The sequence below is a fragment of the Pseudomonas sp. MF09156 genome (assembly GCF_059862305.1).
Map to the genome: position 1 here is coordinate 61253 of NZ_JCBCUR010000003.1, position 25108 is coordinate 86360.

Annotated in this window: 21 protein-coding genes; 13 read left to right on the forward strand and 8 right to left on the reverse strand. The window is 62.9% G+C overall.

Annotation, left to right across the window (positions count from 1 at the left end; all coding sequences use genetic code 11):
• Positions 1-80 precede the first annotated feature (80 nt).
• The 3 genes from AC19YY_RS09445 to AC19YY_RS09455 all read right to left on the reverse strand — a co-directional run bounded on the left by AC19YY_RS09445 (position 81) and on the right by AC19YY_RS09455 (position 2375).
• The gene (locus tag AC19YY_RS09445; protein WP_169897394.1) at positions 81-452 is read right to left on the reverse strand and encodes a translation initiation factor Sui1; all 372 of its coding nucleotides are present in this window, start codon (positions 450-452) and stop codon (positions 81-83) included.
• A gap of 315 nt (positions 453-767) precedes the next feature.
• Positions 768-1304, reverse strand: a complete 537-nt coding sequence (locus AC19YY_RS09450) for an NUDIX hydrolase (protein WP_170058635.1) — start codon at positions 1302-1304, stop codon at positions 768-770.
• A gap of 3 nt (positions 1305-1307) precedes the next feature.
• Positions 1308-2375, reverse strand: a complete 1068-nt coding sequence (locus AC19YY_RS09455; protein ID WP_169952047.1) for a DUF2333 family protein — start codon at positions 2373-2375, stop codon at positions 1308-1310.
• Positions 2376-2649: 274 nt separating this feature from the next.
• Here AC19YY_RS09455 and AC19YY_RS09460 point away from each other — a divergent pair, with 274 nt between their 5' ends.
• The 13 genes from AC19YY_RS09460 (at position 2650) to AC19YY_RS09520 (ending at position 19695) form a co-directional block, all read left to right on the forward strand.
• A complete protein-coding gene (locus AC19YY_RS09460) occupies positions 2650-4320 on the forward strand; it encodes a response regulator (protein WP_115127297.1) in 1671 nt (556 codons plus the stop codon).
• Between the two features lie 54 nt (positions 4321-4374).
• Entirely contained in the window at positions 4375-6336 is a 1962-nt protein-coding gene (locus tag AC19YY_RS09465; RefSeq protein WP_500604099.1) for a methyl-accepting chemotaxis protein, read from the forward strand.
• Positions 6337-6632: 296 nt separating this feature from the next.
• Entirely contained in the window at positions 6633-7088 is a 456-nt protein-coding gene (gene aroQ, locus AC19YY_RS09470) for a type II 3-dehydroquinate dehydratase (protein ID WP_170042526.1), read from the forward strand.
• Between the two features lie 24 nt (positions 7089-7112).
• A complete protein-coding gene (gene accB, locus AC19YY_RS09475) occupies positions 7113-7577 on the forward strand; it encodes an acetyl-CoA carboxylase biotin carboxyl carrier protein (RefSeq protein ID WP_029297651.1) in 465 nt (154 codons plus the stop codon).
• 17 nt (positions 7578-7594) lie between these two features.
• Positions 7595-8956: an acetyl-CoA carboxylase biotin carboxylase subunit gene (accC, locus tag AC19YY_RS09480; protein ID WP_003188188.1), complete on the forward strand. Its 1362-nt coding sequence runs from the start codon at positions 7595-7597 to the stop codon at positions 8954-8956.
• A 273-nt stretch (positions 8957-9229) separates the two neighbouring features.
• Positions 9230-10108 carry a 50S ribosomal protein L11 methyltransferase gene (prmA, locus tag AC19YY_RS09485; protein ID WP_170058633.1) on the forward strand — a complete coding sequence of 293 codons (879 nt, stop codon included), beginning with the start codon at positions 9230-9232 and terminating at the stop codon, positions 10106-10108.
• A gap of 30 nt (positions 10109-10138) precedes the next feature.
• Positions 10139-11347 carry a DUF3426 domain-containing protein gene (locus AC19YY_RS09490; RefSeq protein WP_500604100.1) on the forward strand — a complete coding sequence of 403 codons (1209 nt, stop codon included), beginning with the start codon at positions 10139-10141 and terminating at the stop codon, positions 11345-11347.
• 186 nt (positions 11348-11533) lie between these two features.
• Complete coding sequence (dusB, locus tag AC19YY_RS09495; protein WP_169952057.1) at positions 11534-12547, forward strand: tRNA dihydrouridine synthase DusB; 1014 nt, start codon at positions 11534-11536, stop codon at positions 12545-12547.
• Positions 12544-12864 (forward strand): DNA-binding transcriptional regulator Fis, encoded by a 321-nt coding sequence (fis, locus tag AC19YY_RS09500; protein WP_003186237.1) that lies wholly within the window; start codon positions 12544-12546, stop codon positions 12862-12864. The genes dusB and fis overlap by 4 nt, the downstream gene beginning before the upstream one ends.
• Positions 12865-12945: 81 nt before the next feature.
• Positions 12946-14553 carry a bifunctional phosphoribosylaminoimidazolecarboxamide formyltransferase/IMP cyclohydrolase gene (purH, locus tag AC19YY_RS09505; protein ID WP_169952059.1) on the forward strand — a complete coding sequence of 536 codons (1608 nt, stop codon included), beginning with the start codon at positions 12946-12948 and terminating at the stop codon, positions 14551-14553.
• 155 nt (positions 14554-14708) lie between these two features.
• Complete coding sequence (purD, locus tag AC19YY_RS09510; RefSeq protein WP_170042520.1) at positions 14709-16001, forward strand: phosphoribosylamine--glycine ligase; 1293 nt, start codon at positions 14709-14711, stop codon at positions 15999-16001.
• Positions 16002-16103: 102 nt separating this feature from the next.
• Positions 16104-18881 (forward strand): response regulator, encoded by a 2778-nt coding sequence (locus tag AC19YY_RS09515; protein ID WP_169952063.1) that lies wholly within the window; start codon positions 16104-16106, stop codon positions 18879-18881.
• A gap of 217 nt (positions 18882-19098) precedes the next feature.
• Positions 19099-19695 (forward strand): MarC family protein, encoded by a 597-nt coding sequence (locus AC19YY_RS09520; protein WP_003171467.1) that lies wholly within the window; start codon positions 19099-19101, stop codon positions 19693-19695.
• An 8-nt stretch (positions 19696-19703) separates the two neighbouring features.
• Here AC19YY_RS09520 and AC19YY_RS09525 read toward each other — a convergent pair whose 3' ends face one another.
• From AC19YY_RS09525 to cobG, 5 genes are all read right to left on the reverse strand, one after another.
• A complete protein-coding gene (locus tag AC19YY_RS09525; RefSeq protein WP_169952065.1) occupies positions 19704-20486 on the reverse strand; it encodes a hypothetical protein in 783 nt (260 codons plus the stop codon).
• A gap of 298 nt (positions 20487-20784) precedes the next feature.
• Entirely contained in the window at positions 20785-22422 is a 1638-nt protein-coding gene (gene cobJ / locus AC19YY_RS09530; RefSeq protein ID WP_500604101.1) for a precorrin-3B C(17)-methyltransferase, read from the reverse strand.
• Positions 22422-23156: a precorrin-2 C(20)-methyltransferase gene (locus tag AC19YY_RS09535; RefSeq protein ID WP_500604102.1), complete on the reverse strand. Its 735-nt coding sequence runs from the start codon at positions 23154-23156 to the stop codon at positions 22422-22424. The genes cobJ and AC19YY_RS09535 overlap by 1 nt, the downstream gene beginning before the upstream one ends.
• Entirely contained in the window at positions 23153-23779 is a 627-nt protein-coding gene (locus tag AC19YY_RS09540) for a precorrin-8X methylmutase (RefSeq protein WP_500604103.1), read from the reverse strand. Before AC19YY_RS09540 ends, AC19YY_RS09535 begins: the two co-directional genes overlap by 4 nt.
• On the reverse strand, positions 23772-25076 hold the full coding sequence (gene cobG / locus AC19YY_RS09545; protein ID WP_500604201.1) for a precorrin-3B synthase: 1305 nt from the start codon (positions 25074-25076) through the stop codon (positions 23772-23774). Before cobG ends, AC19YY_RS09540 begins: the two co-directional genes overlap by 8 nt.
• Positions 25077-25108 lie beyond the last annotated feature (32 nt).

Consider the following 25108-nt stretch of genomic DNA (forward strand, 5'->3'; position numbering starts at 1 on the left):
TTAGACACCGGTCAGGAACAGGCTCTGTGAAACCATGGAGACGACGAGCGCGCTCGTCGGTGCGGGTTTCACAGAGGCTGCTAGCCGCCGGATTTCTTCGCCTTGTAGCCGAGCTTGATCAACTCGGCCAACAGCAACTCGACGTGATCGCCCTGGATTTCGATGATCCCGTCTTTCAGGGCGCCACCGGTGCCACAGCGCTTTTTCAGCAGCGTGGCCAACTCCTTGAGTGGCTCGGCTGCCAGGGGCACGCCGGTGATGGTGGTCACCGTCTTGCCGCCACGGCCCTTGCTCTCGCGGCGTACGCGGGCAATTCCGTCACCTTCGGGAATCAGGGTCTGTTTACAGGTACAGGCGTCCACGGGCTGGCGACAGTCCGGGCAATGCCGACCTGCGTCGGTGGAAAACACCAGGCCACCAAGGGCGGCGAAGGATGCGGCTTTTTTGGCCACCGGCAATCCTCTTGGGAGGATGAAGACTGATCAGTGCCCGTCAACCGGCCACCAACCGCGAAGCCCCACTCAGGCAGGGGCAGCGCTACCGAACCGCTCAGGCCTACCCGCCCCTGTAGGAGCGAGCTTGCTCGCGAAAATCGTCAACGATAACGCGGGCATCCAGACAGCACGCGGTGACATTGGTTTTTTCGCGAGCAAGCTCGCTCCTACAGGGACCGGGGAAACGTTGGAGCGGTTCGGCTTGAAAAGTCGCGCAGTGTAACGGCAAAAAGCCTACTTGCTAAGAGCCAAATGGCGCCAATTTATGCAACTTTAGCGACGCGCAGCCAGATAGCGTTTTAAGGCGGCCAACGAGTCGGGGCAATAGGACTTTTGCTCGATATCGGCCAGCACCGCCTCGATGCTCATAAAGCGCGCTTCCAGCACCTCTTCGGGCTGCAATTGCAGCGGCCCGTCCCAGACCGCCGAGAACGCCGAGCACCAGAGCCGGTTGCCCGTGTCCTCGAAAAAGAAGTGGTCGTGGGCCGTCAGCTTTACACCGCTGACGCCCAATTCTTCTGCCAGCTCGCGGGCGGCCGACTGCTCATAGGTCTCGCCCGCCCCGACCATGCCCCCCGCCGCCACGTCCCAGTAACCGGGATAGATGGCTTTGCTCAGGGTGCGCCGATGCACACACAGCTCACCCTTTGAGTTGAACAGCATGATGTAGGTGCCGCGCCCGATCAGCCCACGCTCGCGCAGATCGGCCCGCACCAGGGCGCCGAGCAGGTTGTCCTGCTCGTCGACCCAGGCGATGTGTTCGGCATCCGAGGCCGCGCGGTGCGCGACCTCCTTGGCGCTATCGACCATGACTCAACCCTGATTCAGCAGTTGACGCAGGTCGATCACTGCCGCGTTGGCGCGGGAGATGTAGTTGGCCATCACCAGCGAGTGGTTGGCCAATACGCCGTAGCCGCTGCCATTGAGGATCATCGGGCTCCACAGGGTTTCCTGGGAGGCTTCCAGCTCACGAATGATCTGGCGCACGCTGACGGTGGCGTTTTTCTTGGCCAGGACGTCGGCAAAGTCGACTTCGATGGCACGCAGCAGGTGGGACAGGGCCCACGCCTGGCCACGGGCCTCGTAGAACACGTTGTCGATTTGCATCCATGGGGTTTCCACCACTTCTTCATCGACCTGCGGCACTTCGCCCGGCGCCAGCGCTTCGGTTTTCAGCGCGGTGTTGAGCTTGACCCGGCCGACACTGGCCGACAGGCGCTGCGACAACGAGCCCAAGCGGGTGGCGACATCGCCCAGCCAGTTGTTCAGGTTGTCGGCGCGCGCATAAAACAGGGCGCCTTTCTGATTGGGGTCGGACAGGCGTGCCTGGTAGCGGCTCAGGGAGTTGATGCCTTCCTGGTATTCCGATTCGCTGGAAGGCAGCACCCAGCTTTTATTGTCGAAGTTGAAACGCGGCTCGGCCTTGGCCAGGTCGGCGTCTTCGGCCGATTGCGATTGCGAGCGGGCGAAGTCCTTGCGCAGGGCACGGGTCAGGTCACGCACCTGCACCAGCACGCCATATTCCCAGCTGGGCATGTTGTCCATCCACAACCCAGGCGGGAAACGGTCGTTGGAAATGTAGCCGCCAGGCTTGTTGAGCAGGGTGCCCACTACGGTCTTGACGGTTTCGACGGTGGTAAAGCCGATGACCATTTGCTTGCCGTCTTTTTCGGCGGCAATTTGCGCGTTTTGCTGGACCGGGAACAAGGCCGGCTCCTGGCTCCAATACCAACCCAGGCCACCGGTGACCAACAGGTAAATCACCACCAGGGTCAGCAGTGCCCGGCTCATCAACAGGTTACGAAAATAGCTGCGGGAGGCCGACTTGGGCGCAGGGCTTGGGCCTGGGGCGCTGCCTGCACGGTTTTTCCAGTCCAGCATGGCGGATATCCTTTCAGTCACTTGAGTTCAATAGCTACGACCACAACCCTACCCCATCGTGCCCGTCTGTGCGGGGCTTTTAATCAAGGTGGCGCAAAGCTGGCACTCAACTATAAAGGAAGGGCGCTGATGCGCCTACGCGACCCAGCAGTCAGTAAATGAATCCCCGGGACCTTGCAGTTAATTGACGTATGACACTCGTGCGATTGAAAAGAGGTGCTAGCATAGAGCCACCAGTCGACCTCAGCATGCACCCTTACCTAGTAGTCAGGATATGACCGAGCCAGAAGACCCAAGCCGTGAGCGTCTCAAGCACCACTTTGCCCAGCGGGTAATTCATCAGGCGCGTCAAATTCTTGAGATCTGGCAGCGTTTGCAGCGCAGCGAATGGTCGAACGCCGAATTGAACGAACTCAGCGAGGCCAATCTGCGCCTGCTGCGTTTTGCCGAGCGCTTTGAACAACCCGAGCATGGCCAACTGGCCCGGCACATCATCGAGTCGCTCAAAGCGGTGGATGAAAACCGCGGCCGCCTGAGCAGCCACCTGATCACCGACCTCAACCGCTTGATGCAGCGCCTGTCACGTACCGGCCTGCGCCAGGGCGACCAGTTGGACCAGACCTTCCTGCCGCCGATGCGCAAGCCGATCTACGTGATGCTGGCCGATCACGACCGTGCCGAGCGCCTGGCCAAGCAGCTGGAATTCTTTGGCTTGAGCGCGCAGTCCCTGGACAGCGTGGCCGCGTTCCGCTCGTCCATGGCCGAACGCCTGCCGGCGGCGATTGTGATGGACGTGGACTTCTGCGGCGCCGGCCTGGGCCTGAAACTGGCCGCCGAAGCCCAGGAAGGCCTGGAGCAGAAACTGCCGCTGTTGTTCTTCAGCCTGCACGAAACCGACACCCCCACCCGCCTGGCGGCGGTGCGCGCCGGTGGCCAGGAGTTCCTCACCGGGACCCTGGAAGCCTCGAGCCTGCTGGAAAAAATCGAGGTACTGACCTGCGTCGCCCAGTACGAACCTTATAAAGTGCTGATCATCGACGACTCCCGCGCCCAGGCAATGCACACCGAGCGCCTGCTCAACAGCGCCGGGATCGTCACCCGCACCCTGATCGAGCCGATCCAGGCCATGGCCGAGCTGGCAGACTTCCAGCCCGACCTGATCATCCTCGACATGTACATGCCGGCCTGCACCGGTACGGAACTGGCCAAGGTGATTCGCCACAATGACCGTTATGTCAGCGTGCCGATCATCTACCTGTCGGCCGAAGACGACCTGGATAAACAGCTGGATGCCATGAGCGAAGGCGGCGACGACTTCCTCACCAAGCCAATCAAGCCGCGCCACCTGATCACCACCGTGCGCAACCGCGCCGCCCGCGCCCGCCATCTCAAGGCGCGGATGGTGCGCGACAGCCTGACCGGCCTGTACAACCACACCCATATCCTGCAACTGCTGGAAGACTGCAGCTTCCGCTCGCGCCGCGAGAACAAGCCGCTGAGCTTTGCCATGCTCGACATTGACCACTTCAAGCGGGTCAACGACAGCCACGGCCACCCCATGGGCGACCGCGTGATCAAGAGCCTGGCGCTGTTTCTCAAGCAACGCTTGCGCAAGACCGACTACATCGGCCGTTACGGCGGCGAAGAGTTCGCCATTGTGATGCCCGACACCGACCTGGACGCGGCCTGCAAAGTGCTCGACGAAATCCGTGGGCGCTTTGCCGAAATCCACTACCCGGCCCAGCCCCAGGATTTGTGGTGCACCTTCAGCGCCGGCGTGGTCGAGCTGTGCGATGGCTCCGACAGCCTGATGATGGCCGCCCAGGCCGACGAGGCGCTGTACCGCGCCAAGGATGCCGGGCGTAACCGGGTGCACGCCGCAGGCACATCAAGGCAAAGTGCCACCTTTTCATCGGATTCCACTCAGTCCGTCATAACGCTGTAACGAAAACGCAATAACTTCAGGCACTTATCTTTCCGCCGTTGGTTGAAACCACGCATGCGCCTGAAGCTGCTGACGAATCTGAACACCCTTCTGCTGGTCGCCGTTTGCCTGGCCCTGGGCGCTACGCTCTGGTGGTCGCAGCGGGCCCTTGAGCGCCCGTACCTGTTGATGGAGCGCTACCTGGGCCTGTCCCAGGCCTTCCAGAACCAGACTGCGCGCAATATCGACGATTATCTTTCCAGCGGCGACGCCTTGCGCCTGAGCGCTGCCGGCCAGAGCCTGGAAAACCTGCTGCTGCACCTGGACGAGCTGCCGCCTGAGCTGACGCAAAAACTGCGGCCCGGCCTGCTCGACCTCGATGGCTTCAGCAAGACCGACCTGCTGGCCGCCGGCAAACTGGCCGGTGACCCACAAGCCCTGCTGCTGCAAGCCGAGCGGGAGTTGGGGGCCAATCTGGAGCAATTGAGCCAGTACGCCATCGGCGTCAGCTCAGTAGACGCGCCGCGTTATCTGCCGCCGTTGCTCGCCGCCTCCCAGCATCTCGGCCGGTTGTCCCTGGCACGGGACAAACTGGTGAGCAGCGGGCGCAGCGAACTGGCCGACGATGTAGAGCGCGAACTGGCCAACATCCGCAGCCAGGCTGATCTGCTTGGGCAACTGCCGCTGCTGGGCGTGACCGCCAGCAGTGCCTCCAACAGCGATGATTTTTCGGCGTTGATGGGCCTGGAAAGCAGCGAAACCACAGCCGCCGAAGACACCGGCGTGGGCCTCAAGCGCGAGCTCAACAGCCTGCTCACGCGCTACCCGGCCGAACTGGCGCGCACCCGCGAGCAAATCCACAAACGCACTGAGCTGGCCGCCGCCACCCATCTGAAAATCGACACCGTGCAGCAAGCCATTGCCGCACTGGAGCCCGAAGTGCGCGCCCAGCACGCCAGAATCCAGGGCGAAGTGCGGGTGATCCAAGGCGTGATGATTGGCCTGATCCTGCTGATCGCCCTGCTCATCGACACCCTGCAACGGCGCCTGGCGCGGGTGCTGACCAGCCTGGCACCGGCCCTGTCGACCTGGGCCGAGGGTGACTTCAGCCAAGAGATAGCCCTGGGTGCGACCAACCGCGAACTGCATGATATTGAAGCCTCCCTCAATCGCCTGCGGGCTTACCTGGTGAACCTGGTGGGCACTATTCGCACGAATGCCGAGCAAGTGGCCGGCAGCAGCCGCGCCCTGGCCGAACTGAGCGGCGGCCTGCATGACGGGGCCGAACGCCAGGCCGGGGACACTGCGCAAATCCGTGATTCATTGGGCGAGTTGGAGGCCACTATCCAGCAGGTTGCCGGTGACGCCAGCCAGGCTGCCGGGGCCAGCCGCAGTGCCGGCGAGGCCGTGGAACATGGCCAACGGGTGATCGGCTTGAGCCTCACCGGCCTGCACGCGCTGGTGGGCGAAGTGCAAGACAATGCGCAGATGATCGAAAAACTCGCCGAAGAGTCCGCAACCATTGGCAGCGTGCTCACGGTGATCCGCTCGATTGCCGACCAGACCAACCTGCTGGCGCTCAACGCCGCCATCGAAGCGGCCCGCGCGGGTGAGGCCGGGCGCGGGTTTGCGGTGGTTGCCGACGAAGTACGCTCCCTGGCCCAGCGCACGGCAGGCGCCACCGCCGAGATCCAGACCCTGATTGCCGGCCTGCAGACCGCAGCCCGGCAATCGGTGGAAGGCATGCGCGCCCAGGTCGAACACGCCGAAGCCACCGCCCATCAGGCCCAGGCGGCCGACGGCGCGCTGGATGAAATCGTCGGCGCGATCCAGACCATTTCCGACACCGCCACCCGGATTGCCGAGGTGACGGCCCAGCAGAGCGGCGCGGTCAGTGAAATTCGCGATAACAGCGAGCGCATCCACCAGTTGGGCGAGGACAACCTGCTGCGGATCGGCCAGGGCCGCCGCCAGGGCGAGCATCTGTTGGTGCTCGGCGGGCAGCTTAATACGGCGGTGCAGGCATTTCGCGTCTGACGCCATCTCCCGCCCCATGAAGATCAAATGTAGGAGCTGGCTTGCCTGCGATAGCGGTGGATCAGTAGCCGTTAGTCGCCTGGCACACCGCTATCGCAGGCAAGCCAGCTCCTACAGTCGATCTTCATTGCTTTCCAGACCGTATTACCAATGACCGGATCGTGCGCCCCAGTCACATACTTTGCGCAATCCTCGCTAATCGTGCTGGCTATTGCAGAGAACTGGACAGTCACAAAGGCTTTGCGGCATAGTCGCCGGGTTCTGACGTACCTACCTCCAATAACAAGGAACAGCCGATGGCGACCTTACTGGTTCTGCACGGACCCAACCTGAACCTGCTCGGCACCCGCGAACCGGGTGTGTACGGTGCAGTGACCCTCGAACAGATCAACCTCGATCTGGAACGACGGGCCCGTGAAGCCGGCCACCATCTGCTCTACCTGCAAAGCAATGCCGAGTATGAATTGATTGATCGCATTCACGCCGCGCGCAGCGAAGGCGTGGACTTTATCCTGATCAATCCCGCCGCTTTTACGCACACAAGCGTTGCATTACGTGACGCGCTGCTGGCGGTGAGCATCCCATTCATCGAAGTGCATTTATCGAACGTGCATAAACGCGAAGCTTTCCGCCATCACTCTTACTTCTCCGACGTAGCGGTAGGAGTGATCTGCGGCCTTGGCGCCAGCGGTTACCGACTGGCCCTGGAGGCCGCCCTGGAACACATTGAAGAACAGGCTATACGCCCCTGACCGACCCTTGGGAGTTGATGATTCATGGATATCCGTAAAGTTAAGAAACTGATCGAACTGCTGGAAGAATCCGGTATCGACGAGCTGGAAATCAAGGAAGGCGAAGAGTCCGTACGGATCAGCCGTCACAGCAAGACCCCGGCCCAACAGTTCTACGCGCCACAGATGCAAGCGCCGGCGCCAGCCGCTGCTGCTCCAGCCGCCGCACCTGCTGCTGCCGCTGCACCTGCCGCACCAGCAGCGCCTGTGCTGAACGGTTTCGTGGTCAAGTCGCCAATGGTCGGTACTTTCTACCGCACCCCGGCACCGACCTCGCCAGCCTTCGTTGAAGTGGGCAAGACCGTGAAAGTGGGCGACACCATCTGCATCGTGGAAGCGATGAAGATGATGAACCACATCACGGCCGAAAAAGCCGGCGTCATCGAATCCATCCTGGTAGAAAACGGTCAGCCGGTTGAGTACGACCAGCCGCTGTTCACCATCGTTTGAACCGCGGAGCGCCTTCGATGTTGAAACCTGCGAAGAAACTGCAAAAAGTCCTGATCGCCAACCGCGGCGAGATCGCGCTGCGGATCCTGCGCGCCTGTAAGGAAGAGGGCATCAAGACCGTCGCTGTTTACTCGACGGCCGATACCGAATTGATGCACGTGAAACTGGCGGACGAAAGCATCTGCATCGGCCCGCCACTGGCCACGAACTCGTACCTGAAGGTCTCGAACATCATCGCTGCGGCTGAAGTGACCGGCGCTGATGGCATCCACCCTGGCTACGGCTTCCTCGCGGAAAACGCCGATTTCGCCGAACAGGTGGAAAAATCCGGCTTCGCCTTCATCGGCCCGAAAGCCGAGACCATTCGCCTGATGGGCGACAAGGTGTCGGCCAAGGACGCCATGATCGCAGCCGGCGTGCCTACTGTTCCAGGCTCCGACGGCCCACTGCCCGAGGACGAGGAAACCGCCCTGCGCATTGGTCGCGAAGTCGGTTACCCGGTGATCATCAAGGCCGCCGGCGGCGGTGGTGGTCGCGGCATGCGCGTGGTGCACAAGGAAGAAGACCTGATCGAAGCGGCCAAGCAGACTCGCTCCGAGGCGGGCGCCTGGTTCGGCAACCCGATGGTCTACCTGGAAAAATACCTGACCAATCCACGTCACGTGGAAGTCCAGGTACTGTCCGACGGCCAGGGCCACGCCATCCACCTGGGCGACCGCGATTGCTCGCTGCAACGCCGTCACCAGAAGGTCCTGGAAGAAGCTCCGGCACCGGGCCTGGATGAAAAAGCACGCCAGGAAGTCCTGGCACGCTGCGTCAAGGCTTGCATCGATATCAACTACCGTGGCGCCGGGACTTTCGAGTTCCTCTACGAGAACGGCCGCTTCTACTTCATCGAGATGAACACTCGTGTGCAGGTAGAGCACCCGGTTTCGGAGATGGTCACCGGTATCGACATCGTCAAGGAGATGCTGAGCATCGCCGCTGGCAACGTGCTGTCCTTCACCCAGGACGACGTGAAGATGCACGGTCACTCCCTGGAGTGCCGGATCAACGCCGAAGACCCGAAAACCTTTATCCCGAGTCCAGGCCTGGTCAAGCATTTCCATGCACCCGGCGGCAACGGCGTTCGCGTCGATTCGCACCTGTACAGCGGCTACAAGGTTCCGTCCAACTACGACTCGTTGATCGGCAAGCTGATCACCTGGGGCGCCACTCGCGACGAGGCCATGGCCCGTATGCGCAATGCCCTGGACGAAATCGTGGTCGACGGCATCAAGACCAACATCCCCCTGCATCGGGATCTGGTTCGTGATGAAGGCTTCTGCGAAGGTGGTGTGAACATTCACTACCTGGAACACAAGCTGGCCAACCAATAAGTTTGTGCTCCACCCACAAAACCGCCTTCGGGCGGTTTTGTCGTTTATGCGCACACAAGAACACCACAAAACCCTGTAGGAGCTGGCTTGCCTGCGATAGCGGTAGGCCTGGCACTGATGAGCAAGCTGACACCCCGCCATCGCAGGCAAGTCAGCTCCCACATTTGGCTCCCGTGCTGTCAGTGGTGTCGTCTTCTGGCCTGCTCTCGCGTAAACTTGCGCCCTTTCGCAGCCCCACCCCGCTGCACACTCATTTTTTCAAAGGTGCCCGCCATGCCTTGGCTGCAAGTCCGTCTCGCCATCAGCCCAGAACAAGCCGAAACCTATGAAGACGCGTTCCTCGAAGTGGGCGCCGTGTCGGTGACCTTCATGGACGCCGAAGACCAGCCGATTTTCGAGCCTGAGCTGAACACCACCCCGCTGTGGTCCCACACCCACTTGCTGGCGCTGTTCGAAGACGGCACCGACGCCAGCAGCGTGTTTGCCCACATGGAACTGCTCACCGGCGGCCCGCTGCCCGAGCACCATAGCGAAGTGATCGAAGACCAGGACTGGGAACGCAGTTGGATGGACAACTTCCAGCCTATGCGTTTCGGCCAGCGCCTGTGGATCGTGCCAAGCTGGCATGCGGCCCCGGAGCCTGAGGCAGTCAACCTGCTGCTGGACCCGGGCCTGGCGTTCGGCACCGGCACCCACCCCACCACCGCCCTGTGCCTGGAATGGCTCGATGGCCAGGACTTGCAAGGCTGCAATGTGTTGGACTTCGGCTGCGGCTCGGGGATCCTGGCCATCGCCGCGCTGCTGCTGGGCGCCAAGGAAGCCGTCGGCACCGACATCGACGTGCAGGCCCTGGAGGCCTCCCGCGATAACGCCGGGCGCAACAACATCCCTGAAGGCAAATTCCCACTGTACCTGCCGGAGCAATTGCCCCAGGTGCAGGCCGACGTACTGGTCGCCAATATCCTCGCCGGGCCGCTGGTCTCACTGGCCCCGCAACTGTCGAGCCTGGTCAAGCCGGGCGGGCGCCTGGCGCTGTCGGGGATCCTCGCCGAGCAGGGCGAAGAAGTCGCCGCCGCCTATGCCCAGGACTTCGACCTGGACCCCATCGCCAACCGCGATGGCTGGGTACGCATCAGCGGTCGTCGGCGCTAGAATGAGCGCCTGCATGAATCGGATGGCCGCATGACCGACAGTTTTGTCACCCAGTGCCCGCATTGCCAAACCCGTTTCCGCGTCAGCCATGCCCAGTTGAGCGTGGCCCGCGGCGTGGTTCGCTGCGGCTCTTGCCTGCAAGTGTTCAATGCCGCCCGGCAACTGCTGGAGCAGCGCGCCCACGCGCCTGAAACGCAGGCCGCCGAAGCCCCGCCGCGCGCCATCAGCCAGAAGCAATGGACCGCCGAGGAGCTGGACCTGGAGCACCTGGACCTCGACGAAGAACTGGCCAAGCTCGAACGCCGGGAAATCCAGCACACCCAGCCCCAGGGCAGCGAACGACGCCAGGCAGGTGCGGACCGCCGGCAAAAAGACGAGTCGATGAGCGCCAGCCGCGACACCGCCAAGGCTGAAGAAGAACAATGGGCCGCCAGCCTGTTCAGCGACCCACCGGACGAACGGGCTGCGACAATCGCCCACGCCGAGCAAGCCGCCGAACCGGCCCCAGCCCCCACGGGCAAAACCCAGCGTACCGAGCCCTCGATGTCCTTCGACATCCACGAGGTGGACGACGAGCCCGTACTGCATGCTGACGAGCCTCTCGACCCGCCCGAGCCAACGCTCAGCAGCGAGCTGGACGAACCCGAGCCTGAGCCACGCCGCAAGCGCACACGCGCCACGGGCAACGCCCATGACGAGATGCTGCAGGACCTGGAAGACGACCCGCTGCACCTGTACACCGGCAAACGCCCGGCCGGCTGGGGCCGCCGCCTGCTCTGGCTGACCCTGGTGCTGCTGGCCGCCGCCGCCCTCGCTGGCCAGTACATCGCCTACCAGTTCGACGACCTGGCCCGCCAGGACAAGTACCGCCCGTGGTTCCAGGAACTGTGCCCGAAACTGGGCTGCACCGTGCCGTCGCGGGTCGATATTGCCCATATCAAGAGCAGCAACCTGGTGGTGCGCAGCCATCCCGAGTTCGCCGGCGCCCTGGTGGTGGATGCGATCATCTACAACCGTGCGACGTTCTCCCAGCCGTTCCCGCTGCTGGAGCTGCGTTTTGCCGACCTCAATGGCCGGATGATCGCCAGCCGGCGCTTCAAGCCCGCCGAGTACCTCAGTGGGGAGCTGGCCGGCCAGACCGAGATGCCGTCCCAGACCCCGATCCATATCGCCTTGGACATTCTCGACCCAGGCAACAAGGCTGTGAACTACAGTCTCAGTTTCCACTCCCCCGAGTGATTCGCAGCGCACGTCAAGGTTCGGACGGCAGGTTATTGACTTGCTCGTCCACGACCAAACCGCTGGCGATAAGAAAATAACTGCTCAGATTTTATCCAATTCAGCCTTTAACCAGTCATCGAGAGCGGGTATCATGCCAACCCTTTTTCGAACTCTAATGATCCGGCCCCACAACAGGGAAGTCCTATGTCGGCGGTACGCATCGGCCCATATACATTGCCAAACGCTTTGATTCTCGCCCCGATGGCGGGTGTCACCGACCAGCCCTTTCGTCAGCTGTGCAAACGTTTGGGCGCGGGCCTTGTAGTTTCGGAAATGGTCACCAGCGACATGAGCTTGTGGAACACCCGCAAATCGCGGATGCGCATGATCCACGAAGGTGATCCCGAGCCGCGCTCGGTACAGATCGCCGGTGGCGACGCGCAGATGCTGGCGGATGCAGCCCGGGCCAACGTGGAGCTGGGTGCACAGATTATTGATATCAACATGGGTTGCCCGGCAAAAAAGGTCTGCAACAAGGCCGCCGGCTCCGCCCTGTTGAAGGATGAGCAGTTGGTGGCCGAGATCCTGCACGCCGTGGTGGGTGCAGTGGATGTGCCGGTCACCCTGAAGATCCGCACCGGCTGGGACCGGGACAACAAGAACGGCCTGACGGTGGCGAAGATCGCCGAACAGGCAGGCATTACAGCGCTGGCGGTGCATGGCCGTACCCGTGCGGACCTTTATACCGGCGAGGCTGAATACGACACCATTGCTGCGATCAAGCAGGCGGTGTCGATTCCGGTCTTTGCCAACGGCGACATCGACTCGGCCGAGAAAGCCCGGCGCGTGCTGCACGCAACCGGTGCCGATGGGCTGTTGATCGGCCGGGCCGCCCAGGGGCGGCCATGGATTTTTCGTGAGATCGAGCACTTCCTGCGTACCGGCGAAATCATGCCGGCACCGGGGCTGATCGAGGTGGAACGTATTCTGCTAGAGCATCTGGCCGCCCTGCACACCTTCTATGGAGACGTGATGGGCGCGCGCATAGCTCGCAAGCATGTGGGTTGGTATCTCGCAACCCTGCCCGGCGCCAAAGAGTTTCGCGCCGGGTTCAATCGTTTGGATGAAACGCAAGCACAGGTCACCGCCGTTCGTGAGTTCTTTGCCGAACGAGACAAGAGCCTGAGAGCAGGGGACGCAGAAGGGGTGGCCGCATGACGATGATGACCGAGACTTTAGTGAGTGGAACAACACCCGTGAGCGACAACGTCAATTTGAAACAGCACCTCAACACGCCGAGCGAAGAAGGCCAGACCCTTCGCGGGAGCGTCGAGAAAGCGCTGCACAATTATTTCGCCCACCTTGAGGGCGCGGCCGTCACGGATGTGTACAACCTGGTGCTCTCCGAAGTCGAGGCGCCCTTGCTCGAAAGCGTGATGAACTACGTCAAGGGCAACCAGACCAAAGCCAGTGAGCTGCTGGGCCTGAACCGTGGGACCCTGCGCAAGAAGCTCAAACAGTACGATTTGCTGTAAGCATTCAATCAAACCAGAAAGGCGCCCGCGTAAAACCGGTCGCCTTTTTTGCTGACTCCTTTGCTTTTGATGGAAATTGAGATGACCGACCAGACTACCCGCCTGCCGATCCGCCGTGCCTTGATCAGTGTTTCCGACAAGACCGGGATCCTCGAATTTGCCCGGGAGCTGGAAGCCCTGGGCGTGGAAATCCTCTCCACGGGCGGGACCTTCAAACTGCTGCAGGACAACGGCGTGGCCGCAGTAGAAGTCGCGGACTACACCGGTTTCGCAGAAATGATGGACGGTCGGGTCAAGACCCTGCACCCGAAAATCCACGGCGGCATCCTCGGCCGTCGCGGTATCGACGATGCCATCATGAACGAGCACGGCATCAAGCCGATCGACCTGGTGGCCGTCAACCTCTACCCGTTCGAAGCCACCATCAACAAGCCAGGCTGCGACCTGCCGACCGCGATCGAAAACATCGATATCGGCGGCCCGACCATGGTGCGCTCGGCAGCCAAGAACCACAAAGACGTGGCCATCGTGGTCAACGCCAGCGACTACGCCCAAGTATTGCAAAGCCTCAAAGCCGGCGGCCTGACCTACGCCCAGCGTTTCGACCTGATGCTCAAGGCCTTCGAACACACCGCCGCCTATGACGGCATGATCGCCAACTACATGGGCACCGTGAACCAGGCCGCCGAAACCCTGAGCACGGAAGGCCGCAGCCAGTTCCCGCGCACCTTCAACAGCCAGTTCATCAAGGCCCAGGAAATGCGCTACGGCGAGAACCCGCACCAGAGCGCGGCGTTCTACGTTGAGGCCAAGCCTGCTGAAGTCGGCATCGCCACCGCGACCCAACTGCAGGGCAAGGAGCTGTCCTACAACAACGTGGCCGACACCGACGCCGCGCTGGAATGTGTGAAGAGCTTCGTCAAGCCGGCCTGCGTGATCGTCAAGCACGCCAACCCGTGCGGCGTGGCGGTGAGCCCGGACGCTGAAGGCGGGATCCGCCAGGCCTACGAGCTGGCCTACGCCACCGATACCGAATCGGCATTCGGCGGCATCATCGCCTTCAACCGCGAACTGGATGCCGAGACTGCCAAGGCCATCGTCGAGCGTCAGTTCGTCGAAGTGATCATCGCCCCATCCGTTAGCGAAGAGGCCCGTGCCATCGTTGCCGCCAAGGCCAATGTGCGCCTGCTGGCCTGCGGTGAGTGGTCGGCTGACCGCGCCGCTGCCTGGGACTACAAGCGCGTTAATGGTGGCTTGCTGGTACAGAGCCGCGACATCGGCATGATCGGCAGCCAGGACCTGAAAGTGGTGACCCAGCGCGCACCGACCGAGCAAGAGATCAACGACCTGATCTTCGCCTGGAAAGTGGCCAAGTACGTCAAGTCCAACGCCATCGTCTACGCCAAGAACCGCCAGACCATCGGTGTCGGCGCCGGCCAGATGAGCCGCGTGAACTCGGCGCGTATCGCGGCGATCAAGGCTGAGCACGCCGGTTTGCAAGTCGCGGGTTCGGTGATGGCATCGGATGCGTTCTTCCCCTTCCGTGATGGCCTGGATAACGCTGCAAAAGCAGGTGTTACTGCGGTGATTCAACCGGGTGGCTCGATGCGTGATGCTGAGGTGATTGCCGCGGCTGATGAAGCCGGCATTGCCATGGTCTTCACCGGCATGCGCCACTTCCGCCACTGATCCAAATGTGGGTGGGGCTTATGTGGGAGCGGGCTTGCTCGCGAATGCGGTGTGTCATTCGACACATTCCTCACAGGCCCACCGCTTTCGCGAGCAAGCCCGCTCCCACATTTTAAAGCGCTCCAGCAGCGCCTACAGAATTTGAGGTTTTTGAAATGAATGTTTTGATCATTGGCAGCGGTGGCCGTGAACACGCCCTGGCTTGGAAAGTCGCCCAGGACCCACGCGTGCAGAAAGTCTTCGTCGCTCCCGGCAACGCCGGTACCGCCATTGAAGCCAAGTGCGAAAACGTCGCCATCGACGTCTTGGCCCTTGAGCAACTGGCTGACTTTGCCGAAAAGAACGTGTCCCTGACCATCGTTGGTCCGGAAGTGCCGCTGGTGGCGGGTGTCGTGGACCTGTTCCGCAGCCGTGGCCTGGACTGCTTCGGTCCGACCGCTGGCGCCGCCCAGCTGGAAGGCTCGAAAGCCTTCACCAAGGACTTTTTGGCGCGCCACAAGATCCCGACCGCCGACTACCAGAACTTCACCGAGATCGAGCCGGCCCTGGCTTATCTGCGCGAGAAAGGCGCCCCCATCGTGATCAAGGCCGATGGCCTAGCCGCCGGTAAAGGCGTGATCGTCGCGATGACCCTGCAAGAAGCCGAAGACGCGGTACGCGACATGCTCGCCGGCAACGCCTTCGGTGACGCCGGTTCGCGGGTGGTGATCGAAGAATTCCTCGACGGTGAAGAAGCCAGCTTTATCGTGATGGTCGACGGCAAGAACGTCTTGCCGATGGCCACCAGCCAGGACCACAAGCGCGTCGGCGACGGCGACACCGGCCCCAACACCGGCGGCATGGGTGCCTACTCCCCAGCCCCGGTGGTCACCGCCGACGTGCACCAGCGCGTCATGGACCTGGTGATCTGGCCGACCGTGCGCGGCATGGCCGATGAAGGCAATGTCTACACCGGCTTCCTGTACGCAGGCTTGATGATCGACAAGGCCGGCAACCCGAAAGTCATCGAGTTCAACTGCCGCTTCGGCGACCCGGAAACCCAGCCGGTGATGCTGCGCCTGCAGTCGAGCCTGGTGCTGTTGGTGGAAGCCGCCCTGGCGCAAGCGCTGGACAAGGTTGAAGCGCAGTGGGACCCACGCCCAAGCGTCGGCATCGTACTGGCCGCCGGTGGCTACCCTGCCGACTACGCCAAGGGCGACCTGATCCAGGGCCTGGACGCAGCGGCTACACTGGAAGGCAAAGTGTTCCACGCGGGTACCGCGCTCAAGGATGGCCAGGTCGTCACCGCAGGTGGCCGTGTACTGTGCGCCACCGCCATGGGCGCCAGTGTCGATGCCGCCCAGCAGCAAGCGTACAAGCTGGCCGCGAAAATCGACTGGCAGGGCTGTTTCTACCGCAAGGACATCGGCTACCGCGCCATTGCCCGTGAGCGGGGCGAAGATCAGTAAGCAGCTGTCCGTTCGGCTAGGCAGGGGCCTTTGGCCCTTGCCGTCCCATTACGGTCCCGCGCATAGTTAACCCCGTGCATCAACCTACGAAGGGATTTCGCCGTGCGCTGGCTCAGGATCGCCATAGTTTTTACAGTCAGCCTGCTGACCCTGCTCTGCCTTTTGCCGGCCCAGGCCGCCGCACAAGGTAGCGGCTGGGCGGTATTGCTTGATGAACAGGCCGACCTGCAACTGAGCGACATTCGCTCGGCACGCTACACCAACCAATTTAGCCCCATCGAACTGGACCGGATCACCGCCGCCGAGCCCAATGGTGCGCTGTGGGTACGTTTCAGGCTGCAGCCCGGCAAGCACGAGCAAGTGCTGCGGGTCTTCGCGCCGGACCTGGCGCACCTCAACCTGTATGTGCTGGACGGCGACACGCTGATCGAGCAAGTGAACACCGGCACCCGCCAACCCCAGGCCGAACGCCCGCTGCCCAGCAGCGACTTCATGCTGCCCTTGCCCCAGAGCCAGAAGCCCCTGGATGTATATGTGCGCCTGGTTTCGGAGCACGAGCTGCGGCCATACCTGACCCTCGAACCCGCCGTGATGGCCGCCGCCAACCAGACCCAGACCCTGGTCTATGGCCTGCTGTTCGGCTGCCTGCTGATGCTGATCCTGCACAACCTCACCCGCTACGCCTACCATCGCTCGCGCAGCAGCCTGTGGCTGGCGGCCTGCGAAGTGCTGCTGTTGCTCAGCCTGTTGCTGCTGCTCAACCTGCTGGGCCCCTGGCTGCCGAACTGGCACGCCATGCAAACCCCGGGGGCCTATATGGCGTTGCTGCTGACCGCACCGTGCGGCCTGATGTTTGCCTACCGTTTCTTCGCGCCACTGGGCCCGCATCCACTGAACAAGCTGCTGATGGCGGACATCCTGCTGATCGTGCTGTGCGGCCTGTTGCTGCTGTTCGTCAACACCCTGCCACTGAACATCATCACCTATGCCCTGGTGGCGCTGGCCGGCCTGAGCATGCTGTTTGTCTCGGCCTACCACTGGCAAAAAGGCTACCGGCCGGCCCGCCTGTTCCTGCTGGCCATGGTGGTGTTCAACACCGGCACGCTGATTATCCTCCCGGCCCTGCTGGGCCTGACCCTGGTGGCCCCGCAAGGCCTGATCATCACCTTGCTGGCGGTGATCTGCGTCAGCGGCCTGCTGATGAGCCAGGCCCTGGGCGAGCGCCAGCGCAGCATCGTCGAGGACCGCTTCAGCCTCAGCCGCGACCTGGCTGCCAGCAACGCCGAAATCGCGGCCAAGGCCGAGTTCCTGGCGAAGATCAGCCACGAAATCCGCACCCCCATGAATGGCGTGCTGGGCATGACCGAGTTGCTGCTGGGCACGCCTTTGTCGGTCAAGCAGCGTGACTACGTGCAGACCATCCACAGCGCCGGTAATGAGTTGCTGACCCTGATCAACGAGATCCTCGACATCTCCAAGCTCGAGTCCGGGCAGATTGAACTGGACGATGTGCAGTTCGACCTCAACGCCCTGATCGAAGACTGCCTGAGTATCTTTCGCGCCAAGGCCGAGCAGCAGAACGTCGAGCTGATCAGCTTTATCCAGCCCCAGGTGCCCCGAGTCATCAGCGGCGACCCGACGCGCCTGCGCCAGGCCCTGTTGAGCCTGCTGGAAAATGCCCTGCAAAAGACCGACGAAGGCGAAGTGCTGATCGTGGTCGCCCTGGACGAGCGCAGCAGCAAACCGCGCCTGCGCATTGCCGTGCAAGACAGCGGCCTGCCGATGGAAGCTGCCGAGCGCGACGCCCTGCTGCACAGCGAACTGCACAGCAAGAATTTCCTCTCGGCCACCCGCCTCAGTGGCCACCTTGGCCTGGTGATCGCCCGCCAACTGATCCTGTTGATGAATGGCGAGTTCGGCATCAAGGCTGGCAGCCAGCAAGGCAGCACGCTATGGCTGACCTTGCCGCTGGACCCGGAGCGCCTGGAACACCCGACCTCCGACCTCGACGGCCCGCTGCAAGGCGCGCGGGTGCTGGTGGTGGACGACAACGATACCTGCCGCAAGGTGCTGGTGCAGCAATGTACCGCCTGGGGCCTGAACGTCAGCGCCGTGCCCTCGGGCAAGGAAGCCCTGGCCCTGCTGCGCACCAAGGCGCACCTGCGCGATTATTTCGATGTGGTGCTGCTGGACCAGAACATGCCTGGCATGACCGGCATGCAACTGGCGGCGAAGATCAAGGAAGACCCGAGCCTGAACCACGACATCCTGCTGATCATGCTCACCGGTATCAGCAACGCGCCAAGCAAGATCATCGCGCGCAATTGCGGGATCAAGCGCATCCTCGCCAAACCGGTCGCGGGCTACACCCTCAAGACCACCCTGGCCGACGAGTTGACCCAGCGCAGCAAAGGCGTGGTGCAACCCCGCCACCCCGCGCCGAGCGCCCCGGTGGCCGTCACGGTGCCCAGCGATTTCCGCATCCTGGTGGCCGAAGACAACAGCATCTCCACCAAAGTGATTCGCGGCATGCTCGGCAAGCTCAACCTGCAACCCGACACCGCCAGCAACGGCGAGGAAGCCTTGCAGGCGATGAAGGCCCAGCGCTACGACCTGGTGTTGATGGACTGCGAAATGCCGATCCTCGATGGTTTCTCCGCGACCCAGCAATTGCGGGTCTGGGAAGTCAGCAACCAGCGCACCCGCACGCCGGTGGTGGCGCTGACCGCGCACATCCTCTCGGAACACAAGGAACGCGCACGCCAGGCCGGGATGGATGGGCACATGGCCAAGCCAGTGGAACTGTCGCAACTGCGCGAACTGGTAGAGTTCTGGGTGACGCAGCGTGAGCAGCCGGCAGAGCAGGCGCATACGTCCTGAATCACCACACATCCCTGTGGGTGCCGGAGCTGGCTTGTGTGGGAGCTGGCTTGCCTGCGATAGCATCACCTGGATATACCTGATGTACCGAGGCGATGCTATCGCAGGCAAGCCAGCTCCTACACAAGCCCACTCCCACATTGGTTTGCAGTCGCGCCTTCCGGCCTGCAAGCCTGATAAACTCTCCCTCGCCCTTCCTTCGCTGTGAGCTCCCACCATGCTCCACGTGTTGTTCAGCGTTTATTTGAAGATGCTGGTGCTGTATAGCCCCTTCTTCGTCCTGTCCTGCTTTATCAGCCTGACCCGTGGCTATTCCAGCAAGGAACGGCGGCGCCTGGCCTGGAAGGTCGCCTTGGCGACACTGGTGTCGAGCGTGTTGCTCTACCTGTTTGGCCGGGTGATTTTCAGTGTGTTTGGTATCACCGTGGATGCCTTCCGCATCGGCGCCGGCAGTGTGTTGTTTATCTCCGCCCTGGGCATGGCCCAGGGCAAGTCGGCAGTGCAGACCGACAACGTGCAGCAGGACGTGACCATCGTCCCCCTGACCATCCCCTTGACGGTCGGCCCCGGCACCATCGGTGCGCTGCTGGTGATGGGCGTCAGCCAGCCCCATTGGGATGACAAGCTCACCGCGATCCTGAGCATTGCCCTGGCCAGCCTGACGGTGGGCGTGGTGCTGTACTTGTCCAACCGCATCGAACGCATCCTCGGCGACCAAGGGCTGCAGATTGTCAGCCGCCTGATGGGCTTGTTCGTATGCGCACTGGCAGCGCAGATCATCTTTACCGGAGTGCGCGGTTACCTGGTGCCCTGAGGCAACGGTCAGATCCGGTATTGGGCAATCGCCAGCAAGACCTTGTCGCCTGCACTCTCGCGCAACTGCTTGAGGGTTGCGTCGTTGACCACGGCAGGATTGAGCATCAGGCAGGTCTGGCCACTGTAGGCTTCGACCGTGGAACTGTCCCATTCAAAAAACGGCACCCCCACTTTCTTGCTCACGCCATGGGCGCTGTAGGTCACCAGCACCATCAACACCTCTCCGTCGACCTCAGAACAGGACGCCAGGCCAAAGTCGCCGCCCTCATGGTTGACGATATTGCGCTTGAACAGATCAAACGGTGCCGACAGCTGCTTCAACGCCTCGAAGGCATCCGCCGCCAACTTGGGCAGCGCCATGGCCAGGGAGCCCGACAGGAACGTCGAGGCCACCGTGGACGTGATGATGTTCAGCGCCGCCATCTGCACGCTCAGCCCCTTCACCGAAGTGGTGACCCGTTCGAAACTGCTGCGTATCGGCAACCACCCAAGGTTGCCCATGACCTTGATGAACTCGTCGTACCAGGCCTGCGTACCACGCCCCACTTTCAGCACATCACTCACGTAGCTACTGGCCAACAGGTAACTCTTGCGGGTGTATTCCTTGTTGAGGCGGCTCATGCCCGCCACAAACGAAAACACACTGTTGTTGATCACCGCGCCATTCAAGTCGCCATCGGCCTGGGCGGGCCCTGGCGAACCCGACGGCTGACTGGTCAGTGGCAGCCGGTATGCCGCAATCAGCTTGTTCTTTTTCGCCACGTCGATTCGTTTATGTTTGCGCTCCATAACTGTTTCTCCACAAAAACCCACACGGGCTTACAAGAAACACTAGTCGTGTGATTGAACTTTTTTCAGGGGGTACAAATAGGGTTATTTGGCCGTAGGAAAAACCTGCGCCCCTTGGCCCCCTCGCAAACACGGGGGATGGGGTGAAGCCTGATAACAGCAGGCTTACTTTCTGCAACTAAAAGGGAGGAACCGTTGATGGCATTGCGAAACGGCGGGGGTGAATGCAGAAATCTCTGTCATCGATGATTAGCGTTTTCTGACAGATCAGCGGCCCCATCGCGGGGCCGCTATCGTTTCAGGAGGCCGGCTTCTCGCCATACCAGCGTGGCGTGTACACCCACTCGCCACCGCCCACCCGAGGGAACGCGCAGGTGGTGGACGAACCGACCAGCACCATGGTGCGCATATCCACCTGGTCCGGGGTCAACTGGCCCAGGGTGGTGGTGCGCAGCGTCTGCCCGGGGCGACCGATATCGCGTCCCAGCACTACCGGCGTGCTGGCAACGCGGTGCCGGGCGACGATTTCCAGGGCGCGCCCCAGTTGCCAGGGGCGCGAACGCGAGATCGGGTTGTAGAACGCCAGGGCCAGGTCGGCCTCGCATGCCAGGTCCAGGCGCTTCTCGATGATCGACCAGGGCTTGAGGTTGTCCGACAGCGACATCACGCAGAAGTCGTGCCCCAGTGGCGCACCCGCCTGGGCCGCCGTGGCCAGGGACGCCGAGACCCCCGGCAGGATCTCCAGCTCGACCCGCTGCCAGGCCGGGTCGCTGGATTCGTGCAACGCCTCCAGCACCGCCGCAGCCATGGCGAACACCCCAGGGTCGCCGGAAGACACCACCACCACCGAACGCCCCTCGGCCGCCAGCGCGAAGGCATGCCGCGCCCGCTGCATCTCTTCGCGGTTGTCGGTGCAGTGCTGCACCTGGTCGGCCCGAAACGGCCCGGCCATGCGCACATAGGTTTCGTAGCCCAGCACGTCGGTACAACGCGCCAGCTCAGCCTTGACCGCCGGCACCATCAGTTCGGCAGCGCCGGGGCCCAGGCCGATCACCGCAAGGCGGCCACGGGGGTGGCCCAGTTGCGCCAGGTCCACCGGCGCAGCGCTCGAATGGATGACCAGCTCCGGTCCAGCGGCCAGCGCCGTAAAGCGCAGCGGTACGCCCAGCTCCAGCGCGGCTTCATGCAATTGGCCACTGGCCATATCGGCGTTATCGGCCAGCAGGCACGCCAGGGACTGCACGGCGATGCCATCCTGCTGCAACGCCTGGCGCACCTGCGCGGCCAAACCGGCGCCCGGGCGGCAGGTGATCCAAGTGTTTTTCGGATAGATCAGCAGCTCATTGGCCGCTGGCACCCGCTCGGCATTGCCGACATGAATGCTCAGGCGCGCCTGCTGGTCCTGCGCCAGGTTGGCCTGCTCCAGCCATGGCGCAGCGCCTTCGATACGCACATGCTCGCCGGCCAGCAGGTCCGAGACAAAGCGCTTGCCCAGTTCAAGGTCCGCCAGTTGATAACCCTGGGGCGGGTTGAGCAGGCAGGTGCCAAAACGCAGCTCACCACTGGTGGTAATCGCGGCAGCCACACCCAGGGCCGCCGCGATTTCCCGCGCCATGATATTCACCCCGCCCAAGCCACCGAGCAACGGCACCACCGCGCTACCGTCTTCAGCAACAGCCAGCACCGCCGGCTCCTCGCCTTTTTCCAGCAACAGCGCCGCCAACGTGCGGATCACAATCCCGGCCGCGCACAAGGCAATGATCGGCGTGCCCTGCTGATACAACTGACGCAGGGTCGCGCCAAATTCGCTATAGGCCTGGTCGGCCCCCTCCACCCGGCCGGCCAGGCCGTGGATCAAGGCGCCGGGGTACACCTGCTGGATACTGCGCGCGGTGGCCAGGCTGCCCTGGCCGAGGACTACGATCGCCGGCGTCATCACCCTTGCCACCTTTCGCCCGGCACGATGATCAGCGAGAAATACGGCGAAGACATGGGCTCGACCTGATCCAGCGCGACGATTTTCTGGTTGGCCATGGTGGCGCGCTCCACATACAGCGCGCGCCCGGCCAGCCCCAGCTCTTCAAGCACCTGGCGCACCTTGGTGAAGTTGCGCCCCAGTTTCATGATCACCGCCGCATCGGCATCGGCCAGGCGGCGCTTGAGCTCGTCGTGGGGCAGCACGCCGGACAATACCGACAGGCTCTGGTTGCGATACACCAACGGCGCGCCCAGCACCGAGGCGCCACCGAGCATCGAGCACACGCCGGGAATGACCTGGGCGTCGTAGCGTTCGGCGAGGCGGTCATGCAGGTACATGTAGGAGCCGTAGAAGAACGGGTCGCCTTCGCAGATCACCGCCACATCGCGCCCGGCATCCAGGTGCGCGGCCACCTCGACACTGGCAGCGTCGTAGAAATCGCTGATCACCTGTTCATAGGACAACGGCGCCGGCAAGGCTTCGGTGGTCACCGGGTACACCAGCGGCATCAGCGTCTGCTGGGGTACCAGGTGCGCTTCGATAATGCCGAACGCATTGCCCTTCTTGCCCTTGGCGACGAAGTACGCCACCACCGGCGATTCGCGCAGCAGGCGCAGGGCCTTGAGGGTAATCAGTTCCGGGTCGCCAGGGCCGACGCCCAGGCCGATCAAACGTCCACGCGCCTGCATCATTCGACCTCCGTGGCCAGGGCGTTGACCGCTGCGGCGGCCATCGCACTGCCGCCCAGGCGGCCCTGCATGATCACAAACGGCACGCCACGGCTGTCTGCGGCGAGCATCGCCTTGGACTCGGCGGCGCCGACAAAACCCACCGGGAAACCGAGGATCAGCGCCGGCTTGGGCGCGCCGGCGTCGAGCATTTCCAGCAGGTAGAACAAGGCAGTCGGCGCGTTGCCGATCACCACCACGCTGCCAGCCAGGTGCGGGCGCCACAGCTCCAGGGCGGCGGCGGAACGGGTGTTGCCCAGCTCCCGTGCCAGCTGCGGCACGCTATCGTCACGCAAGGTGCAGATCACCTCGTTGTTGGCCGGCAGGCGCGCACGGGTCACGCCTTCGGAGACCATCCGCGCATCGCACAGGATCGGCGCACCGGCGGCCAGGGCCTCACGGCCGGCCTTGCCTGCGCCTTCAGAGAACTGCAAACCGTCGATAGACTCGACCATGCCGCAGGCATGAATCACCCGCACGGCGAGTTTTTCCAGGTCGGCCGGGATGCGATCCAGCTTGGCCTCTGCGCGAATGATCGCAAAGGAGTTGCGATAGATCTCCTGACCGTCGCGGATGTAATCAATCATCGGTGCTGCTCCGTGGACGGGCACGCAACACGGCGCCCGCCGCTTCAATAGAAAGGTTGTGCGCGTGCAGGCGGCCGAAACCCGGCTGGCCTGCATCGCGAAAATAGAGGTCGTAGTGCCCGGTGCCCACCGCCAGCAAGGTGACCGGGGCAATGTGCGCCGCAGCGCAGGTGCGCGGGCAGCCGGACAAGTGCACGTCGAGGCCCTGGCCGTGGTCCTGTAGCAACGTGGCCAGGTGCAGGGCGTCGGCCTTGGTGTCGGCCTGGGCCTTGGCGCAGCCGCTGGACCCGGTGCAGGCAATCATCCGCGCCAGGGCCTGGTCGGCCGAACAGAGGAAGCCCAACTGCGCCAGGCCTTCGGTAACGCCCGCGGCAACGTCCGGCGCCAGGTTGGGCAGCAGCAAGCCTTGCCATGGGGTGAAGCGCAATGTGCCGTCGCCATGCTCCAGGGCCAGTTGCGCAGCGCCTCGCAGCATGGCCGAGTCCAGGCGCCCCAATGGCGTGACGGCGGCCACGTAGACCCGCTGCGGTTGGCGCTGTGGATAAGTGCCCAGGCGCAAGCTGCTCGGGCTGGCGCGGCGGCGATAACCATCGGCGGGGAGCAACGGCAGGTGCAAACGCCCGACGAAGTTATCCACAGACGTTTGCGCCAGCACCTCACGCATGCGGTTCTGCTCCGGGCGCGCCAGGTCGAGGAACAGCTCCAGCACGGCGACGACCAGCCCATGGCCTTGCTCCACGGGGACAGCGGCCAGCGGTTGATCTTGCGCGGGGCAACCGGCCAGGCCGAACGCCAGCCAGGTCTGGCCCTGCGCGGCGTAGGCTGATAACCACAGGTCGTGATGATGTTCGAGCATCGCCAGGGCTTCGCCGCCATCCAGTTGCACGGCGAACTTGGCCGACAACTCATGGAACCGTGGATGGGTTTGCAAGGTGGCGAGGATCTGGTCCGCCAGGGGCCGGGTGTCCAGCAGCATGTCGCGGTCGATGCCTGCGCCGGGGCTGAGCATCACATTGCGCACATCATCACCGCCGGCGGTGGTCGGGCCCAGGCCTGCGGCCAGCAGATGCGCGATCAAGCCGTCATGCTCCGGGCCAATACCGCGAATCTGCAGGTTGGCGCGGTTGGTCGCCTCGATCACCCCACCGGCGTAAACCTGCGCGGCGTGCGCCACGGCCAGTGCCTGCGCGGCGGTGATGGCCCCACCGGCCAATTTGATCCGGCAAATCCCGCCATCCAACGCCTGGACAATACGCAGCAACCCCGGGCAACCCGAGGGGCGTTTGCTAGTGGACAGAGGAAGTGGCTTCACGGGGGGCTACCGGTTCA

Bases quoted from the DNA above. Each gene is read 5' to 3' on its own strand.
- AC19YY_RS09450 (WP_170058635.1), bottom strand. From the start codon at position 1,304: ATGGTCGATAGCGCCAAGGAGGTCGCGCACCGCGCGGCCTCGGATGCC.
- AC19YY_RS09455 (WP_169952047.1), bottom strand. From the start codon at position 2,375: ATGCTGGACTGGAAAAACCGTGCAGGCAGCGCCCCAGGCCCAAGCCCT.
- AC19YY_RS09460 (WP_115127297.1), top strand. From the start codon at position 2,650: ATGACCGAGCCAGAAGACCCAAGCCGTGAGCGTCTCAAGCACCACTTT.
- AC19YY_RS09465 (WP_500604099.1), top strand. From the start codon at position 4,375: ATGCGCCTGAAGCTGCTGACGAATCTGAACACCCTTCTGCTGGTCGCC.
- aroQ (WP_170042526.1), top strand. From the start codon at position 6,633: ATGGCGACCTTACTGGTTCTGCACGGACCCAACCTGAACCTGCTCGGC.
- accB (WP_029297651.1), top strand. From the start codon at position 7,113: ATGGATATCCGTAAAGTTAAGAAACTGATCGAACTGCTGGAAGAATCC.
- accC (WP_003188188.1), top strand. From the start codon at position 7,595: ATGTTGAAACCTGCGAAGAAACTGCAAAAAGTCCTGATCGCCAACCGC.
- prmA (WP_170058633.1), top strand. From the start codon at position 9,230: ATGCCTTGGCTGCAAGTCCGTCTCGCCATCAGCCCAGAACAAGCCGAA.
- AC19YY_RS09490 (WP_500604100.1), top strand. From the start codon at position 10,139: ATGACCGACAGTTTTGTCACCCAGTGCCCGCATTGCCAAACCCGTTTC.
- dusB (WP_169952057.1), top strand. From the start codon at position 11,534: ATGTCGGCGGTACGCATCGGCCCATATACATTGCCAAACGCTTTGATT.
- fis (WP_003186237.1), top strand. From the start codon at position 12,544: ATGACGATGATGACCGAGACTTTAGTGAGTGGAACAACACCCGTGAGC.
- purH (WP_169952059.1), top strand. From the start codon at position 12,946: ATGACCGACCAGACTACCCGCCTGCCGATCCGCCGTGCCTTGATCAGT.
- purD (WP_170042520.1), top strand. From the start codon at position 14,709: ATGAATGTTTTGATCATTGGCAGCGGTGGCCGTGAACACGCCCTGGCT.
- AC19YY_RS09520 (WP_003171467.1), top strand. From the start codon at position 19,099: ATGCTCCACGTGTTGTTCAGCGTTTATTTGAAGATGCTGGTGCTGTAT.
- AC19YY_RS09525 (WP_169952065.1), bottom strand. From the start codon at position 20,486: ATGGAGCGCAAACATAAACGAATCGACGTGGCGAAAAAGAACAAGCTG.
- cobJ (WP_500604101.1), bottom strand. From the start codon at position 22,422: ATGACGCCGGCGATCGTAGTCCTCGGCCAGGGCAGCCTGGCCACCGCG.
- AC19YY_RS09535 (WP_500604102.1), bottom strand. From the start codon at position 23,156: ATGATGCAGGCGCGTGGACGTTTGATCGGCCTGGGCGTCGGCCCTGGC.
- AC19YY_RS09540 (WP_500604103.1), bottom strand. From the start codon at position 23,779: ATGATTGATTACATCCGCGACGGTCAGGAGATCTATCGCAACTCCTTT.